Raw genomic sequence first — 15,078 nt, 5'->3', positions numbered from 1 at the left:
TAGTATATGTATCGAAGCTGTTCCTCCCTAATTTAAGACATTCCCCAGTGTCTTTGAATAGCTTCCATCCCTAATTAAATTGACATAAATTGTCCCCTTCCTTTGACCATCTTTTATACGATGGTCTTATTTTTTTGTCTTTCTATCCTTTTTTAAACTACCTCTCTCTTTCACTCTATGTTCACACGAGGGTCACATCTATCTTTTATAGTATATGTATCGAAGCTGTTCCTCCCTAATTTAAGACATTCCCCAGTGTCTTTGAATAGCTTCCATCCCTAATTAAATTGACATAAATTGTCCCCTTCCTTTGACCATCCTATGTGATGGTCTATTTTATTTTCTGAAATTTATTCTTTCTATAAACTACAGGAAAATCAGACTATTCATATAAAAACAAATAAAACCTTGCTAAATATTCAGAAAATATTGTCAAAATAGGGATTTTTTCGGTACAATTCATTTAGAAAGTAATTATACAAAAACAGGGGGGGATTTTATTGAAGCAAACAAAAGCGATCTTACTTGCATTGTTTCTTGGTCTAATTGTTGGACTCACTTTAAATTTAGCTGCACCATCTATTTTTGAACCTTTAAATCAATATGTGTTTAACCCAATTGGCCAACTGTTTATTCGACTCATTAAAATGCTAGTTGTTCCTGTTGTATTCATTTCCATCGTACTAGGGGCTGCTGGTCTTGGAGATCCGAAACAACTTGGAAGAATCGGTTTAAAATCAATTTCATTCTTTCTCGTAACAACAGCAGTTGCTATCTCTATTGCAGTGACATTTGCACTTATCATCAAACCAGGAACTGGCGGTAACTTTAAAACAGACGGGCTTACGTATGAAGGTGCAAAAACTGAAACATCTTTCGTCGATACATTGCTGAATATTGTGCCAGATAATCCAGCTAAAGCGATGGCTGATGGTAACATGTTACAAATTATTGCCTTTGCTGCATTAATCGGACTCGGTTTAGCTGTTTTAGGAAAACGAGTTCAAGGTATCCATTCATTACTTGAACAGGGCAACGAATTAATGATGTATCTTGTTAATCTCGTTATGAAATTAGCCCCAATTGGAACATTTGGTTTGCTTGCTTCATCCGTTGGTAAAATGGGGCTTGCAGGCGTCGCTGCGATGTTCAAGTATATGATAGTCGTTATGTTAGTACTCATTATTCACGGTGTCTTCATATATGGCGGCTTATTAAAGATATTAGCAAAAGAAAGTATTATTCGTTTCTTTAAACATTTCGGACCAGTAATGGCAATTGGATTTAGTACATCTAGCTCTAATGCATCTCTTCCATTCGCAATGAAAACGGCACAAGAAAAACTTGGAGTTCCAAAAGCGATAAGCTCCTTTGTACAACCACTAGGTGCAACGATTAATATGGATGGCACTGCCATTATGCAAGGTGTGGCAACTGTATTTATCGCTCAAGTGTACGGAGTTGAACTTACATTAGCACAATTAGCCATGGTCGTATTAACTGCTGTACTAGCTAGTATCGGCACTGCTGGTGTACCAGGTGTTGGACTTGTAATGCTTACAATGGTTTTAAATCAAGTAAACCTACCAGTAGAAGGTATTGCTTTAATTATCGGTATTGATCGCATCCTAGATATGTCTAGAACAGCTGTAAATATTTCCGGTGATGCAATTTGCGCAATGATTGTCGCAAAATCAGAAGAAAAATATAATACAGATCAATCGGCAGCATCTTAAATCAAAAAAGGAGTGAAAATTATCACTCCTTTTTTGATTTACTTCCTTTTTTTGAACGATATTCTTTCCCTTTATTATCGTTACCAGTTTCAAATTCAGTACTAAATTCCTGATTAAACTTTCCTGATTTTGGTGAACCTTGATTAGCGCTTCCTTTACTACCATTACGATTCGTCATATTTCTCCCTCCTTCCATTATTAGTAGTATGGCGCTCTATCTTTTTTCATACACATTTTATTTTTATAAGCTATTACACAAGAAAGAAGACCTTCCACATATAAGGAAGGTCTTCTTTTTCACTAGGTAAACGTTTTCTTGTTTGTAATTAATTAAATAAGTTTTTGGGAAATAGAAATCATTACATTCATTTCATCTTCTGAAAGTGCGGAAAATCTTTCCTGTAAGTATCGTTTTTTCGCCTCTTCCATTTTCGCAACTAAATCTTTCCCTTGTTCTGTAATCTCTAAATATACAACTCGGCGATCTGATGTAGAACGTGAACGGGTTACGAAACCTTTATTAATTAATTTTTCTGTAACAGCTGTAATATGACTATTCGACACATTTAACTCATTAGCGACACGTGATACCATTTCTTTATTTGTACGATTCAATATTCTAAGGACGATGAACTCATTCCACGGTATGTAACCACCAAATATTTTTCCAATGTCATTACGCAACGTGCGAAACATCGCAAAAACATTTGTCGATAGTTCTTCCATTAATTGTTCTCTATTTTGAGACAACTTTGACAGCCCCTTTTATTTCATTTAGTTAAATAAAAACCTTATTAATAATTTTACATGAAATCTTACTTTTTGTCACCTTATTTTCCCATAATTCGTAGTTTTTTAATATGCATTTCGTGATACAATAAACTTGATTTTCCAGAAAAAGGAGTTTAAGTAGTGAGTGAGGAAGACAAATTTTCTAATCTCAGTCTAAAAGATAGGACTATCGTTATTAGTTTTGTTGTTTTTATTCTCATTACATTTTTTACATTTATATTTTTTGTATATGTAGGAATCTTTCAAATTACGGGTATAGAATACTCTTCACGAACAGCTATACTACTCTTTTTTTTACTTATTCTTTTATTAGATGGTATTACATATTTTATATTCATTTTCTTTAAATCGCTCCTACAGTCAATGATGACAAGTATGCCAAATTGGCTCTCAATTGCTCTTCTCTCCATTATTGAAATTACACTAGATTGGTTCGTCATTCATACTGCCGACGACTGGATAGAGAGCGTACAAATGTCCAACATAGCTGAACTATTTGTCGCACTATTCCTTTACACACTAAATATATTATTTAGTGATAAGAAAGAGTAAGAATACAAGCTTTTCTATATAAAAATTGGTACAATAAAAGCAAATCATACTAAAGAGGTGTTAATTATGAACTTACAACAATGGGCTGATAAAGGCATGTCCTTTGATACATATGTAAATGAAATGAAAGTAAACCAATATGAGCTATTACATATTTACAATAACTTTTTAATTCCAAATGAATTACTCCCAGTTTTAGAAGAACGCCAAAATGATGGCTGGCGTGTTATCGTATTAACAGCCGACTGGTGCGGAGACGCTCTTTTATGCGTACCTGTTATGAAACGAATTTCTGAAGTTGCAAATATTGATATGAGCTTATTAATTCGTGATGAAAACTTAGAATTAATGGATCAATACTTAACAAATGGAACAGCACGTGCAATTCCAATCTTTATTTTCATTGATAAAGACGGAAATGAACAAGCTGTCTTTGGACCACGCGCTCCAAAAGTACAAGAATTAGTAACTTCAATGCGCGCTACATTGCCTGAAAAAGAAGATCCAACATTCGAAGAAAAACAGAAAGAAATGTATGCTAATTTCCGTGCTACATTAGCTGATGATACTTCTCTTTGGGAACATGTAATGGAAAGTATGATTGAAAAAATAGTAAAATAAAAAAACTGCCGAAATCGGCAGTTTTTTTTGCAAAATCATAATCTTTTTTTCTGAGAATATGCAACATCTACGCACTCTGCTAAACGCTCCATCTCACCCATATATACCGCACGCGTCATCCATCCAGTCAACTTGTACATAATCTTATATATAAAGTTCTTCGGTTCAAATTCTACGATTAAAGTAAGCGATGTACCTTCTTCATCCTCTTCTAACATATAAGTTGCAGCAGTATAACCTTGTTTCATTTCACATCCAACTGATACGATATACGGTTCATCATACTCTAAAATTTCCGCCTCAAATTCATATATTTTCTTCCCCATCTTTTGCACAGATATATATTTATCACCTTCACGAGGTTTTTCAACATCTATATTTGAAGGATACCTATTTTCTACCATAAAGGTACTCCATTCTAGTATTTTCTCGTCATTATGTACATAATCAAACACAACATCAATTGGTGCCGGAATTACTATCTCTATTGCAAAACTCACTAAACTGCTCCTCTCAAATACCCTATAAATTTTCTCTATATTAATGTAACAAAATCATTATGTCATATTTTACATAGTGAAATACAAGTAAATGAGAGCAAAAACTTTATTTTCTCCTGCTATAAAAGAAATACCCTATAGAGTAGACTTTTTCAAGCGTCTAATCTATAGGGTATTTCTGGTGATTTCTTCTTACATAATGAAGAAGAAATAGAATACCGCAGCTAAAATGAAACGATAGTAAGCAAACGGTGTTAGTTTTACACGTGCTAATAATTTTAAGAATGAAACAATTGCAAGCATCGCAACAACAAATGCTGTAATAAATCCTGTTGCGAATAACGGTATATCAGCTGTACTTAATATATCCCAGCTTTTAATTAAATCTAAACCACTTGCAGCTACCATCATTGGAACTGCTAAAATGAACGTATATTCAGCTGCCGCTGTATGAGACACGCGAGCTAATAAACCACCACTTATTGTTGATCCAGAACGAGAGAACCCTGGCCAAAGCGCTAAACATTGGAACATTCCAATTGTAAATGCTTGTTTATATGTGATTTCATCTAACGTTCTTGCTGTACTTGGTTTTGAAAACTTCTCAGCAACAATCATTAAAATACCACCAGCTATTAAGCTAATGACAACTGGTCCTGGACCAAATAAAACTTTTTTAATTGTACTATGGAATAATACGCCAAGTATGCCAGCAGGAATCATCCCAATAATAATATGTAATAAATTCAACGACGGTCCGTCTGTTACTTTACCTATGCCAACTAAAGACCATAAACGCTTCCAAAATATAACAACAACTGCTAAAATCGATCCTAATTGAATAACAACTTCGAAAACTTTCGCTCTCTCGTCGTCAAATCCAAGTAAATGACCTGTTAAAATCATATGTCCTGTTGATGAAACTGGTAAAAATTCTGTTAAACCTTCAACAGCACCCATGATTATTCCAATTAACCAATCAGCCACGAGTAGTGCCTCCTTAATAACGAATATGTAATTTTTTCACACCTTATCATAATACCTTATCCCTTTTCAATGTGCATCCTTTTTTTATTGCTGATATATATACTGGTGCGTATTTCTTTTTTATTTTTTGATTAAATTGTATGATAGGAAGGATTGTTTTTTTATCGGAAAGGGGATTTTATGAAAGAAACTACTTCATTCTCACAAAAGCTAAAACACTTTGTATTACTATTCTTCCCGATTTTCGTAACCCAAATGTCATTATTTGCAATGAGCTTTTTTGATACGACAATGTCCGGACATGCCAGTCCAATTGATTTAGCAGGTGTGGCTATCGGAACGAGTATATGGCTCCCAGTTAGTACAGGATTAACAGGGGTTTTAATGGCTACTACTCCTATTGTTGCCCAACTCATTGGATCCAAGAAAAAAGAGGATGTTCCTCACGTTGTCATACAAGCAGTTTATTTAGCAGTTTGCGCTAGCTTCGTTGTTATCCTTATTGGCTTCTTCGTTGTTCCACCTATTTTAAATGGCATGCGATTAGAAGAACCTGTTGAACGTATTGCAGCACAATTTTTAAGTATTATCGCGATTGGAGTTATCCCATTATTTACTTATACTGTTTTGCGTGGATTTATTGATGCATTAGGAAAAACTCGAACAACGATGATCATTACATTACTATCATTACCGATTAACGTAGTATTAAATTATGTATTAATTTTTGGGAACTTTGGTTTCCCTAAACTCGGTGGTGTCGGTGCAGCAATTGCTTCTGCAGCAACCTATTGGTGCATTTTAATTATTACCGTCATTATTATTCGTACGAAAGAGCCATTCGCATCTTTTAATATTTTTAAACAGTTATATCGTCCTTCTCTTTCGAGTTGGAAATCATTTTTAAAACTTGGCGTCCCTATCGGATTTGCTATCTTTTTTGAAACGAGTATTTTCGCTGCAGTTACACTAATGATGAGTAACTTTAGTACGACAACAATTGCAGCGCATCAAGCAGCTATGAACTTCGCTTCCTTGTTATATATGACTCCTTTAAGTTTAGCAATGGCAATGACGATAGCAGTTGGATTTGAAGTTGGAGCAAAACGATATGATAACGCAAAACAATATGGATTTATCGGCATTGGATTAGCCCTTGCTTTCGCTCTTTTCTATTCGATTCTTCTTTATTTCTTTGATGATGGAATTGCATCTATTTATACGACAGATGCAAATGTTCACCATTTAGCAAAAGAGTTCCTTATATTTGCGATTTTATTTCAAATTTCAGATGCAATTGCAACTCCTGTACAAGGAGCACTACGTGGTTACAAAGACGTAAATGTTGCCTTAATTATGACATTAGTCGCTTATTGGGTAATAGGTCTCCCTCTCGGTTACATATTAGCAACATATACCGACTGGGCAGCAAAAGGATATTGGATTGGTCTTATTATCGGTCTAGCATTTGGTGCTAGCTTCCTTCTAATCCGTCTCTTCCAAGTTCAAAGAAAATATACAACACAAAACAGCCGCTAACGCTAGAGCGGCTGTTTTCTTTATGCATATTTTTTCTTGTAACGTATAACATAATGAAAAAGAAAGGTGGATACATATGGACGAAAAAGAAAAAGATCAATCATTCGATGAAGAATTCGCCCCTGAAATCTCACCTGGATACCAGCAAGATATACATAAACCACCTAAATATAAAAACGCTTCGTTTTTAATGGGCATTACCATTTTCGCTGCTGTATTACTCGTACTCATTATTTTCGTCTATTTTTAAGGAAAGGTGACATATTATATGAAGAAACAAGATTCAAATCACTCAAAAAGAACTGTAAAAACGGAAAAAGGATATGCAGGCGATTCTGTTTATACACAGAAACAAGTGGAGCAAGGAAATGTATACATTGCTCAAAAAGAACTTGGTCAACAAAATGAAAATCTTTAACCCCCTCTACTCCTCGAGGGGGCTTTTTATCCCGCTATTTGTGGACAGTAAGAGTGAACACCTTACTGATTAAAGTTTCACTTTATTGTACGTACTGCTTTTGTTCGAGCACCCTAAATATATTATTAACCTTTACAACTTTCACGTCATAATTTACTTTCATTTCACTTCTCTTACCATTTTCAGTACCCGCAACATACGCTACAGCATGATAGAGAAAACTCTCATCCGTCACTTCACGTATCTCCTCGTTTGTAAATTTATACTCTAAATCTCGAAAACGATTTGGATAATAATTTTGTATTAATTGTTCATATCCCCTACTTACAAATATCTCTTCGCCTTTTCGCTTCACATCTTCTTTATTATGAAACTCAAACACTGATAATTGTGCTGTCACAAAGTGCTCTCCTACCTGTTTCATTTCTTTATGAGTTAAAGTTTCTATACTTTTATTCTTTAATTCCTTATTTAACTCGTACTGATCTATCGATTTAAAGGTAGCGAAAACCGCCTCTTTATATGACCAAAACAAACCAAAAGCGATACATATAGAAATGATTACTATTCTTTTCTTCACCATACACCCCATCCCTATTCATAATGTTAGTTACATATTAACATATAGAATGAAAATTCTGATATTATAAAATGTAATATCAGAATTTTAACTTAGAAACGAGGAACGATTATGGACTCTTACAAACAGTATATAAAACAGGCTCTGCCTAATCTTTCTATACATTCATATAAACAAAATGAAGAAGGATGGGATAATATAGCGGTTATAATTAATGACGACCTACTGTTTCGTTTCCCACGAAAACAGGAATATGCTAAACGAATTCCGTTAGAAAAAAAACTATGCACACTTCTCTCTCATTCGCTACAAGAAATTGAGGTTCCAAAGTATAACCTATTATATAAAAAGGATACTGATACTATTCCGCTTTGTAGTTACTATACTCTCATTCATGGTGAACCGTTACAAAAAGAAATAGTTACCACACTAGAGAAAAAAGAATTGAAAGCAATCATTACACAATTAGCTACTTTCCTTGCGGCACTACATAATATTCCTTTAAAACAAGTTACAACGTTAGGATTTCCAATTGAAAAAACAATTACCTACTGGAAAGAGCTACAAACAAAATTAAATCAGTATCTTACTAACATGTTTACTTCATTACAGAAATCAGCCTTACATCATTTATTCGAAAATTTCTTTGCATGTATAGCTACATCCACTTTTCAAAATACAATTATTCACGCCGATTTTACACATCATCACATTTTATTTAATAAGCAGAACAAGAGTATTTCGGGGATTATCGATTTTGGTGATGCTCAAATTGGAGATCCTGCCTTTGATTTTGCCGGGCTCTATTATGATTTCGGACGTGAATTTACTACATCTGTATACGAACAATACAGTACAATTATTTCTCACCACGATCCATTACTCATTCACCGTATCACTAGTTTTTATCAATACAGCCCTTTACTACATAATATTATTTATAACTTTGAAACAAAGAATGCGCTTAAATTCATAGCAGATACAGAACAGCTAAAAGCGATATTACAGGGACGAAATTAAATTCTCTCCCTATATTCTTTCTCCTCATACATCATTAACTTTTTATCCATTTCAACAATAACTTTGTACAATTGAAATGCCTGTAAAATTTGCAGTTGAATTCCAAAAGGAGCATTTTGTTCTTTTAACCATTGAAATACTTTCGTTTCATCTTTCATTGATTATTCCTCCTCTTATAAAGTGAAACTTTAATCAGCGGGGGCATCCCCCACTGATTATTAGCCCGCATTAAAATCTGCTACAAATATACCGTAAATGATGAAAAGCTTTTCATGTCAATAACAAAAAGGATGCAAATTTGCATCCTTTAATGTACGATATTTTCCTTCTGCTTCGCTTCTTCCTTTACTTCTTCCCCCTGGCATTCACTACGAAAAGCACAACTCGTACACTCTGAACGAAAATGACGCTCTGTATAGTGCTCAGGTTGCTGTAACATTTCTTTCATTCTAAATAAATCATCCATTCCAGTTATAATATCTTCCTGTTTCGGAATGTATTCATACTTAGTTCCTTCTATTAAATTAATAATTTCAATTTTCCCTGGAAGAATGCCGAAAGCTTTATAACTGAATACTGTCATTAACTTCTGACAAAGAGCTAGCATTTCCTCATCCGCATCAATAACATATTTTTTAATTACAAATGACTCTGTACTCCACTCACCAACTTCAAATGTCAATGACATGTGGACACCTAACTCTTCCATATATGTTTGAAACTTCTCATACAAAAACAATGGTGGCGTCTGACTATCATCTCTTTCAACAAACTGTAATAAGTGATCAGTTAGCTTTGCTAATACAATATAGTACTCCGTCTTCGAAGCAAACATACTAATCCTTACCTTTTTCCAATACTTTTCTATTAATATTAAAAGTACAATTTTCGTTTGTTGGCTCGCAGGTAGCGTGTAATACTCATTAATAATTTGATTCACAATCATTTGTGCTATTTGTTGCCATTCAAATGAAGAAGGTTCTCTTCTTTTTATATGACGGAAATAAAATTTATGTGGACAACGCATAAAATCATACAAATGATAATCTGTCATCGTTTTTATTGCGATTTTCTCATGCAATTGCTCTTCATCTCCCTTCTGCCATTAAGAAAGGTGTTTTACGAATTCAGCTCCAAACTGTAAACATTTTTCTACATCTTCATCTTCTGGCGTTAATTCTACTTTTAGTCCTTCTAACACAACTGCTGCTCCGCGTTCCTGCAGCTTTTCTATTAAAATATCAACCGCTACTCCGTATTTTGGATAAGCCGAATCACAAGAACCGAATGCCGCTGCTTTTTTACCAGTTAAATCAATAGAATCCATTGCATCATAAAAATCTAAGAAGTCGTCTGGAAGATCCCCGTCTCCCCAAGTATAAGCGCCTAAAATAATACCATCATACTGTTCTAATATAGAAGCTTCTGGTGAATCCATAATATCAATAACTTCAATCTCATTCTCTGTTTCACGAATGGCGCCTGCAATATGATCTGCCATTTCCTCTGTATTTCCACTCATACTTGCATAAATCATTACTAGCTTACTCAACTGAATCTCTCCCTTTACTATGTATCGCTTTTTCTGTTTGCATTTTATTCTTCTCATCTACATATTCAGAACGAATTACATTTCGTTGCCATTCCATATGCTGATCAACATCTTTATTTTTATTTTTTAATCCCCTTCGCAGAAGGTGATATTTTTTTCTCATTAACATGTCGCATCCATTCTATTGATAATAATTATCAATTTCAACTGTAACATTAGATTAATTGAAATTGATTATCAAAGTCAATAACTATTTTTAAAAAAATGATTAAAATGTACAAGCTTGTCCGTTAGCTATTCATATACTATAAATGAGCATAGTTCTTTCTCAGCCCTCTCTGACGGAAAGAAATAAAAGCAACTGCGATAGAGCGCAGTTGCCTTTTTTTATATGCACCTATGATTTTAGTAGTCTTATGGCCGCCTCTAAAAATAATTCCACTCCATAAATTAAAGCTGATTCATCTACATCAAATTTTGGATGATGGTGCGGATAACAAGTATTATCCTCTTGATTCCTCGTCCCCAATTTAATGAAGCAACCCGGTGCTTTTCTTAAATATGCTGAAAAATCTTCTCCCCCCATAGAAGGTTCAAGCTTCACAACACGCTCATTCCCGAACAAATGTAGTGCGCTTTCTTCTACCACTTTTGTAATATATTCATTATTAATAACAGGATCATATCCGTAACGATACGTATATGTGTAATCCCCTCCATGTGCTTTTGTAATTCCTTTCACGATTTGTTCAATTTTCTCTTCTGCTTCCAATCTTAACGTTTGATTAAAAGAACGCACAGTTCCCATTAAAGTTGCCGTATTGGGAATAATATTGTCAGCCTTTCCCCCATGAAATTGCGTAACTGAAACTACCCTCTGCATAAAAGCACTTGTATTTCTTGATACGATATGTTGTAAATTTGTAATAATCTGCGCTCCAATAGCAATAGGGTCTATCGTTTCTTCTGGCCGCGCTGCATGCCCTCCTTTACCGTGAATTTCAACTGTAAATACGTCTGGCGCTGCCATCATCGGCCCATATACAATTCCTATCTTCCCGCTTTCCAATCCAGACATAACATGTAAACCTATTACATAATCAACACCGTCCATCACACCCGCCTCAACCATTTCCCTAGCACCACCAGGATATACCTCTTCTGCATGCTGAAAGAATAGACGAATTTCCCCTACAAATTCTTCCTTCATATTTGACAGCGCCTCTGCTGTACTTAACAAAATAGCCGCATGTGCATCATGCCCACACGCATGCATCCTTCCTTTATGAACAGATGTATAAGATTTACTTGTCTCCTCTTGAATTGGTAAAGCATCAATATCAGCTCGAATCGCAACTACTTTACCTTGTTCCACACCCCTTTTAATTGCTAATACACTGTATTTCGTTGGCCTTGTTACTTCAAAAGAAGAAAATGAACATAACGTATCATATATAAATTGCGAAGTTTCTTTTTCATGAAACGATAATTCCGGATACTTATGAAAATGCCGTCTCCATTTCATAATATTTTCTTCTGAAATAAGACTCTTCCACACTCTATTCATGATAATTTCCTCCTTTTAAAAAAGAGCTAGAAATTTAAAGTTTACTCAGCCTTTGTTGATTGCATGAAAAAACAAATATTATATTTTTCACGCCTTCTCACAATCCACTTTTATGTATTCATACAATCCACTTTCTATTTACATGTCAAACCCATTACAAATTCATGCCGAATGTAATATAATTGCTAAGTTAGGGATTTTCTTTTTTAGTATTTAGTGCTAATATCAGAAAAGAGCCTTTTGTCTTATTTTTACCTAAAATGTGGAATTTTGTTTTTTTCACAATAATGTAGGACATGATACCTACAAAGAGCTATTATTTCATTAAGAGAGGGAAAGACATGGAAAGATTAAAAGAGATATGGTCTCGACCACTCACACAATGGGTTGCAAAGACGGTTTATTATCTTGCAATTTTATTTGCATTACTTTGGTTGTATGGATTCCATGATACAAACACAAGTACATTTATTTACAATGAATTCTAGGGTGGGAACGTTATGAAGTTATTAGAACAAATTGAAAAGTGGGCTGCAGAAACGCCTGATCAAACCGCTTTTGTTTGGCGAGATGCGAAAATTACGTACAAACAATTAAAGGAAGATTCTGATGCGTTAGCACATTGGATTTCTTCTGAATATCCAGATGATCGTTCACCAATTATGGTGTATGGCCATATGCAACCTGAAATGATTATAAACTTTTTAGGGTGTGTAAAAGCTGGACATGCTTACATTCCTGTAGATTTATCTATCCCAGCTGATCGCGTACAACGTATCGCTGAAAATTCTGGTGCGAAATTACTTTTATCAGCTGCAGAAGTAACTGTAACTGATTTACCAGTTCGCATCGTAAGTGAAGACAACTTAAAAGATATTTTCTTTACTCATAAAGGGAACATTCCAAATCCTGAACATGCGGTAAAAGGTGATGAGAACTTCTACATTATTTACACATCAGGAAGTACAGGTAATCCGAAAGGGGTTCAGATTACTTATAACTGCCTTGTTAGCTTTACAAAATGGGCTGTAGAAGATTTCAACTTACAAACAGGGCAAGTATTCTTAAACCAAGCACCTTTCTCATTCGATTTATCTGTAATGGATATTTACCCATCATTAGTAACAGGCGGTACACTTTGGGCAATCGATAAAGATATGATTGCACGTCCAAAAGACTTGTTTGCTTCTTTAGAGCAATCGGATACTCAAGTATGGACTTCAACACCATCTTTCGCTGAAATGTGTTTAATGGAAGCATCTTTCTCTGAGAGTATGCTACCAAACATGAAAACATTCTTATTCTGCGGTGAAGTGTTACCAAATGAAGTGGCTAGAAAACTAATTGAGCGTTTCCCGAAAGCAACGATTATGAATACGTACGGTCCAACAGAAGCTACTGTTGCTGTAACAGGTATTCACGTTACAGAAGAAGTGCTTGATCAATACAAATCACTTCCAGTTGGCTACTGTAAATCAGACTGTCGCCTTCTTATTATGAAAGAAGATGGTACAATTGCACCTGATGGTGAAAAAGGTGAAATCGTAATTGTCGGTCCAAGTGTAAGCGTTGGATATTTAGGAAGCCCTGAATTAACAGAAAAAGTATTTACTATGATTGACGGTGAGCGCGCCTATAAAACAGGCGATGCTGGCTATGTAGAAAATGGTCTTCTATTCTATAATGGTCGTCTTGATTTCCAAATTAAGCTTCATGGTTATCGAATGGAATTAGAAGAAATTGAGCATCATCTTCGTGCGTGTTCTTACGTAGAAGGAGCAGTTATTGTTCCGATTAAAAAAGGTGAGAAATACGATTATTTATTAGCGGTTGTTGTTCCTGGAGAACATTCGTTCGAAAAAGAATTCAAATTAACATCTGCAATTAAAAAAGAACTCAATGAGCGATTACCAAACTACATGATTCCACGTAAATTCATGTATCAATCTTCTATTCCAATGACACCAAATGGAAAGGTAGATCGCAAAAAATTATTGAGTGAGGTTACAGCATGACCGCATATGGATCATTTTATTTTTTCGCTATAGTGGGCATTTTATTAATACCTACTATCATAGCTGGATTAAAAGGTAAAATGTTGCGTAAATATAATGCCGTTTTAACATTAGTCATGATTGCTATTATCTTCTCGGATAAACCGAAGCAAGCAATGATGTTAGCCGCATTTATTATTTGGCAATATGCCCTTATTAAAGGCTATTTAATTTTAAGAAAACAAAATAATAGTACATTCATGTTTTGTATAGCTGTTATTTTATCGATTTTGCCACTTATTTTGGCAAAAATCGCACCATTTGTACCTGAATTGCATTTTATTGTTTTCGCAGGTATGTCTTACGTAACATTTAGAGCTGTACAAATGGTCTTTGAAGTTCGTGATAATTTAATTAAAGAACTTTCCTTCTTTAATTTCTGGGAGTTTGTTTTATTCTTCCCTGCGATTTCCAGTGGACCTATCGATCGTTACCGTAGATTCCAAAAAGATATCCAAAAGCCACCTAGTGCTGAGGAATATCAAAAGTTACTATATACAGGGCTTAACCGTATTTTCCAAGGTTTTCTGTATAAATTTATAATCGCGCACTTGATAACAACATATCTTGTAAAGGCAGTATTCGCCAATCAAGATACACTTTTATCTAATGCGATTTTCATGTACGCTACTAGCATGCAATTATTCTTTGACTTTGCAGGTTATAGTGCGTTCGTAATTGGTATCAGTTACATGATGGGAATTAAAACGCCAGAAAACTTTAATAAGCCATTCCTTAGTCGTAACATTAAAGACTTCTGGAACCGCTGGCACATGAGTTTATCATTCTGGTTCCGTGACTTTATTTACATGCGTTTCGTCTTTTTTGCAACGAAGAAAAAGTTAATTAAGAACCGTTACACTATTTCGTATATCGGTGCATTTTTAAACTTCTTCATTATGGGAATTTGGCACATCCAAGGAAGCGCTGTTGCGCAGTATGTTATTTATGGTCTATATCATGCCGCACTGTTTATTCTATTCGATATTTTCGAACGAAAAAACAAGAAGCATAAGTTTTGGCCAAACAATAAATTTACACACGTCCTTGCGATTGTAATTACGTTCCACGTTGTATGTTTCGGTTTCCTTATTTTCTCTGGACACCTTAACAGATACTTTTAATGCACCCTTCTTATTCTATTAAGAAGTTGCACATAT

At 34.7% G+C, this 15,078-nt stretch carries 20 protein-coding genes; 10 read left to right on the top strand and 10 right to left on the bottom strand.

The genetic code is table 11. The features are described from left to right. Nucleotides 1-500: 500 nt before the first annotated feature. On the top strand, nucleotides 501-1,736 hold the full coding sequence (locus ACS2MN_RS08310; protein WP_000814824.1) for a dicarboxylate/amino acid:cation symporter: 1,236 nt from the start codon (nucleotides 501-503) through the stop codon (nucleotides 1,734-1,736). A 22-nt stretch (nucleotides 1,737-1,758) separates the two neighbouring features. Here ACS2MN_RS08310 and ACS2MN_RS08305 read toward each other — a convergent pair whose 3' ends face one another. Beyond that, nucleotides 1,759-1,914 (bottom strand): hypothetical protein, encoded by a 156-nt coding sequence (locus ACS2MN_RS08305; protein ID WP_000184925.1) that lies wholly within the window; start codon nucleotides 1,912-1,914, stop codon nucleotides 1,759-1,761. Nucleotides 1,915-2,066: 152 nt separating this feature from the next. Further along, on the bottom strand, nucleotides 2,067-2,486 hold the full coding sequence (locus tag ACS2MN_RS08300) for a MarR family winged helix-turn-helix transcriptional regulator (RefSeq protein WP_000081437.1): 420 nt from the start codon (nucleotides 2,484-2,486) through the stop codon (nucleotides 2,067-2,069). 162 nt (nucleotides 2,487-2,648) lie between these two features. Between ACS2MN_RS08300 and ACS2MN_RS08295 the strand changes: the two genes are divergently transcribed. Both ACS2MN_RS08295 and ACS2MN_RS08290 read left to right on the top strand, forming a co-directional pair. Then, a complete protein-coding gene (locus ACS2MN_RS08295; RefSeq protein ID WP_103592430.1) occupies nucleotides 2,649-3,080 on the top strand; it encodes a YrvL family regulatory protein in 432 nt (143 codons plus the stop codon). A 33-nt stretch (nucleotides 3,081-3,113) separates the two neighbouring features. Next, nucleotides 3,114-3,701 (top strand): thioredoxin family protein, encoded by a 588-nt coding sequence (locus tag ACS2MN_RS08290; protein WP_073990710.1) that lies wholly within the window; start codon nucleotides 3,114-3,116, stop codon nucleotides 3,699-3,701. Between the two features lie 35 nt (nucleotides 3,702-3,736). Here ACS2MN_RS08290 and ACS2MN_RS08285 read toward each other — a convergent pair whose 3' ends face one another. Continuing rightward, nucleotides 3,737-4,201 carry an SRPBCC family protein gene (locus tag ACS2MN_RS08285; protein WP_000006430.1) on the bottom strand — a complete coding sequence of 155 codons (465 nt, stop codon included), beginning with the start codon at nucleotides 4,199-4,201 and terminating at the stop codon, nucleotides 3,737-3,739. Between the two features lie 192 nt (nucleotides 4,202-4,393). Next, on the bottom strand, nucleotides 4,394-5,188 hold the full coding sequence (gene uppP / locus ACS2MN_RS08280) for a bacitracin resistance undecaprenyl-diphosphatase (RefSeq protein WP_000796244.1): 795 nt from the start codon (nucleotides 5,186-5,188) through the stop codon (nucleotides 4,394-4,396). Between the two features lie 180 nt (nucleotides 5,189-5,368). On the opposite strand from uppP, the gene ACS2MN_RS08275 reads away from it, so the two are divergent. From ACS2MN_RS08275 to ACS2MN_RS08265, 3 genes are all read left to right on the top strand, one after another. Continuing rightward, nucleotides 5,369-6,727: an MATE family efflux transporter gene (locus ACS2MN_RS08275; protein WP_087949122.1), complete on the top strand. Its 1,359-nt coding sequence runs from the start codon at nucleotides 5,369-5,371 to the stop codon at nucleotides 6,725-6,727. A gap of 76 nt (nucleotides 6,728-6,803) precedes the next feature. Then, entirely contained in the window at nucleotides 6,804-6,977 is a 174-nt protein-coding gene (locus ACS2MN_RS08270) for a hypothetical protein (protein WP_000343554.1), read from the top strand. A gap of 18 nt (nucleotides 6,978-6,995) precedes the next feature. Then, nucleotides 6,996-7,145: a hypothetical protein gene (locus ACS2MN_RS08265; RefSeq protein ID WP_000743729.1), complete on the top strand. Its 150-nt coding sequence runs from the start codon at nucleotides 6,996-6,998 to the stop codon at nucleotides 7,143-7,145. An 82-nt stretch (nucleotides 7,146-7,227) separates the two neighbouring features. On the opposite strand, the gene ACS2MN_RS08260 is transcribed toward ACS2MN_RS08265, so the two are convergent. Then, nucleotides 7,228-7,737: a hypothetical protein gene (locus tag ACS2MN_RS08260; RefSeq protein WP_002038211.1), complete on the bottom strand. Its 510-nt coding sequence runs from the start codon at nucleotides 7,735-7,737 to the stop codon at nucleotides 7,228-7,230. A gap of 99 nt (nucleotides 7,738-7,836) precedes the next feature. Between ACS2MN_RS08260 and ACS2MN_RS08255 the strand changes: the two genes are divergently transcribed. Next, nucleotides 7,837-8,745 carry an aminoglycoside phosphotransferase family protein gene (locus ACS2MN_RS08255; RefSeq protein WP_346994112.1) on the top strand — a complete coding sequence of 303 codons (909 nt, stop codon included), beginning with the start codon at nucleotides 7,837-7,839 and terminating at the stop codon, nucleotides 8,743-8,745. On the opposite strand, the gene ACS2MN_RS08250 is transcribed toward ACS2MN_RS08255, so the two are convergent. The 5 genes from ACS2MN_RS08250 to ACS2MN_RS08230 form a co-directional block, all read right to left on the bottom strand. Further along, nucleotides 8,742-8,903, bottom strand: coding sequence for a hypothetical protein (locus tag ACS2MN_RS08250; RefSeq protein ID WP_000651091.1), 162 nt, complete (start codon nucleotides 8,901-8,903; stop codon nucleotides 8,742-8,744). The genes ACS2MN_RS08255 and ACS2MN_RS08250 overlap by 4 nt on opposite strands. A 149-nt stretch (nucleotides 8,904-9,052) precedes the next feature. Continuing rightward, nucleotides 9,053-9,826, bottom strand: coding sequence for a hypothetical protein (locus ACS2MN_RS08245; RefSeq protein WP_000544543.1), 774 nt, complete (start codon nucleotides 9,824-9,826; stop codon nucleotides 9,053-9,055). A 24-nt stretch (nucleotides 9,827-9,850) separates the two neighbouring features. Beyond that, complete coding sequence (locus tag ACS2MN_RS08240) at nucleotides 9,851-10,297, bottom strand: flavodoxin (protein ID WP_000041161.1); 447 nt, start codon at nucleotides 10,295-10,297, stop codon at nucleotides 9,851-9,853. After that, entirely contained in the window at nucleotides 10,290-10,460 is a 171-nt protein-coding gene (locus ACS2MN_RS08235) for a hypothetical protein (protein WP_001228174.1), read from the bottom strand. The genes ACS2MN_RS08240 and ACS2MN_RS08235 overlap by 8 nt, the downstream gene beginning before the upstream one ends. A 234-nt stretch (nucleotides 10,461-10,694) precedes the next feature. Then, nucleotides 10,695-11,864 (bottom strand): M20 metallopeptidase family protein, encoded by a 1,170-nt coding sequence (locus tag ACS2MN_RS08230; protein ID WP_001082805.1) that lies wholly within the window; start codon nucleotides 11,862-11,864, stop codon nucleotides 10,695-10,697. Nucleotides 11,865-12,205: 341 nt separating this feature from the next. Here ACS2MN_RS08230 and ACS2MN_RS08225 point away from each other — a divergent pair, with 341 nt between their 5' ends. The 3 genes from ACS2MN_RS08225 to dltB are packed head-to-tail and all read left to right on the top strand — an operon-like array spanning nucleotide 12,206 to nucleotide 15,042. Continuing rightward, nucleotides 12,206-12,352 (top strand): teichoic acid D-Ala incorporation-associated protein DltX, encoded by a 147-nt coding sequence (locus tag ACS2MN_RS08225; RefSeq protein WP_000440293.1) that lies wholly within the window; start codon nucleotides 12,206-12,208, stop codon nucleotides 12,350-12,352. 12 nt (nucleotides 12,353-12,364) lie between these two features. After that, the gene (gene dltA / locus ACS2MN_RS08220; protein WP_087949123.1) at nucleotides 12,365-13,879 is read left to right on the top strand and encodes a D-alanine--poly(phosphoribitol) ligase subunit DltA; all 1,515 of its coding nucleotides are present in this window, start codon (nucleotides 12,365-12,367) and stop codon (nucleotides 13,877-13,879) included. Continuing rightward, entirely contained in the window at nucleotides 13,876-15,042 is a 1,167-nt protein-coding gene (dltB, locus tag ACS2MN_RS08215) for a D-alanyl-lipoteichoic acid biosynthesis protein DltB (protein WP_087949124.1), read from the top strand. The genes dltA and dltB overlap by 4 nt, the downstream gene beginning before the upstream one ends. Nucleotides 15,043-15,078: the final 36 nt, after the last annotated feature.

The sequence above is a fragment of the Bacillus cereus group sp. BceL062 genome (assembly GCF_051780025.1).
GTDB lineage: Bacteria > Bacillota > Bacilli > Bacillales > Bacillaceae_G > Bacillus_A > Bacillus_A toyonensis.
This window is presented reverse-complemented; position numbering and strand designations above follow the sequence as displayed.

Coding starts and splice junctions, on each gene's coding strand:
- dltB (WP_087949124.1), top strand. CDS start 13,876: ATGACCGCATATGGATCATTTTATTTTTTCGCTATAGTGGGCATTTTA.
- ACS2MN_RS08225 (WP_000440293.1), top strand. CDS start 12,206: ATGGAAAGATTAAAAGAGATATGGTCTCGACCACTCACACAATGGGTT.
- dltA (WP_087949123.1), top strand. CDS start 12,365: ATGAAGTTATTAGAACAAATTGAAAAGTGGGCTGCAGAAACGCCTGAT.
- ACS2MN_RS08275 (WP_087949122.1), top strand. CDS start 5,369: ATGAAAGAAACTACTTCATTCTCACAAAAGCTAAAACACTTTGTATTA.
- ACS2MN_RS08235 (WP_001228174.1), bottom strand. CDS start 10,460: ATGAGAAAAAAATATCACCTTCTGCGAAGGGGATTAAAAAATAAAAAT.
- ACS2MN_RS08255 (WP_346994112.1), top strand. CDS start 7,837: ATGGACTCTTACAAACAGTATATAAAACAGGCTCTGCCTAATCTTTCT.
- ACS2MN_RS08265 (WP_000743729.1), top strand. CDS start 6,996: ATGAAGAAACAAGATTCAAATCACTCAAAAAGAACTGTAAAAACGGAA.
- ACS2MN_RS08270 (WP_000343554.1), top strand. CDS start 6,804: ATGGACGAAAAAGAAAAAGATCAATCATTCGATGAAGAATTCGCCCCT.
- ACS2MN_RS08230 (WP_001082805.1), bottom strand. CDS start 11,864: ATGAATAGAGTGTGGAAGAGTCTTATTTCAGAAGAAAATATTATGAAA.
- ACS2MN_RS08250 (WP_000651091.1), bottom strand. CDS start 8,903: ATGAAAGATGAAACGAAAGTATTTCAATGGTTAAAAGAACAAAATGCT.
- ACS2MN_RS08305 (WP_000184925.1), bottom strand. CDS start 1,914: ATGACGAATCGTAATGGTAGTAAAGGAAGCGCTAATCAAGGTTCACCA.
- ACS2MN_RS08260 (WP_002038211.1), bottom strand. CDS start 7,737: ATGGGGTGTATGGTGAAGAAAAGAATAGTAATCATTTCTATATGTATC.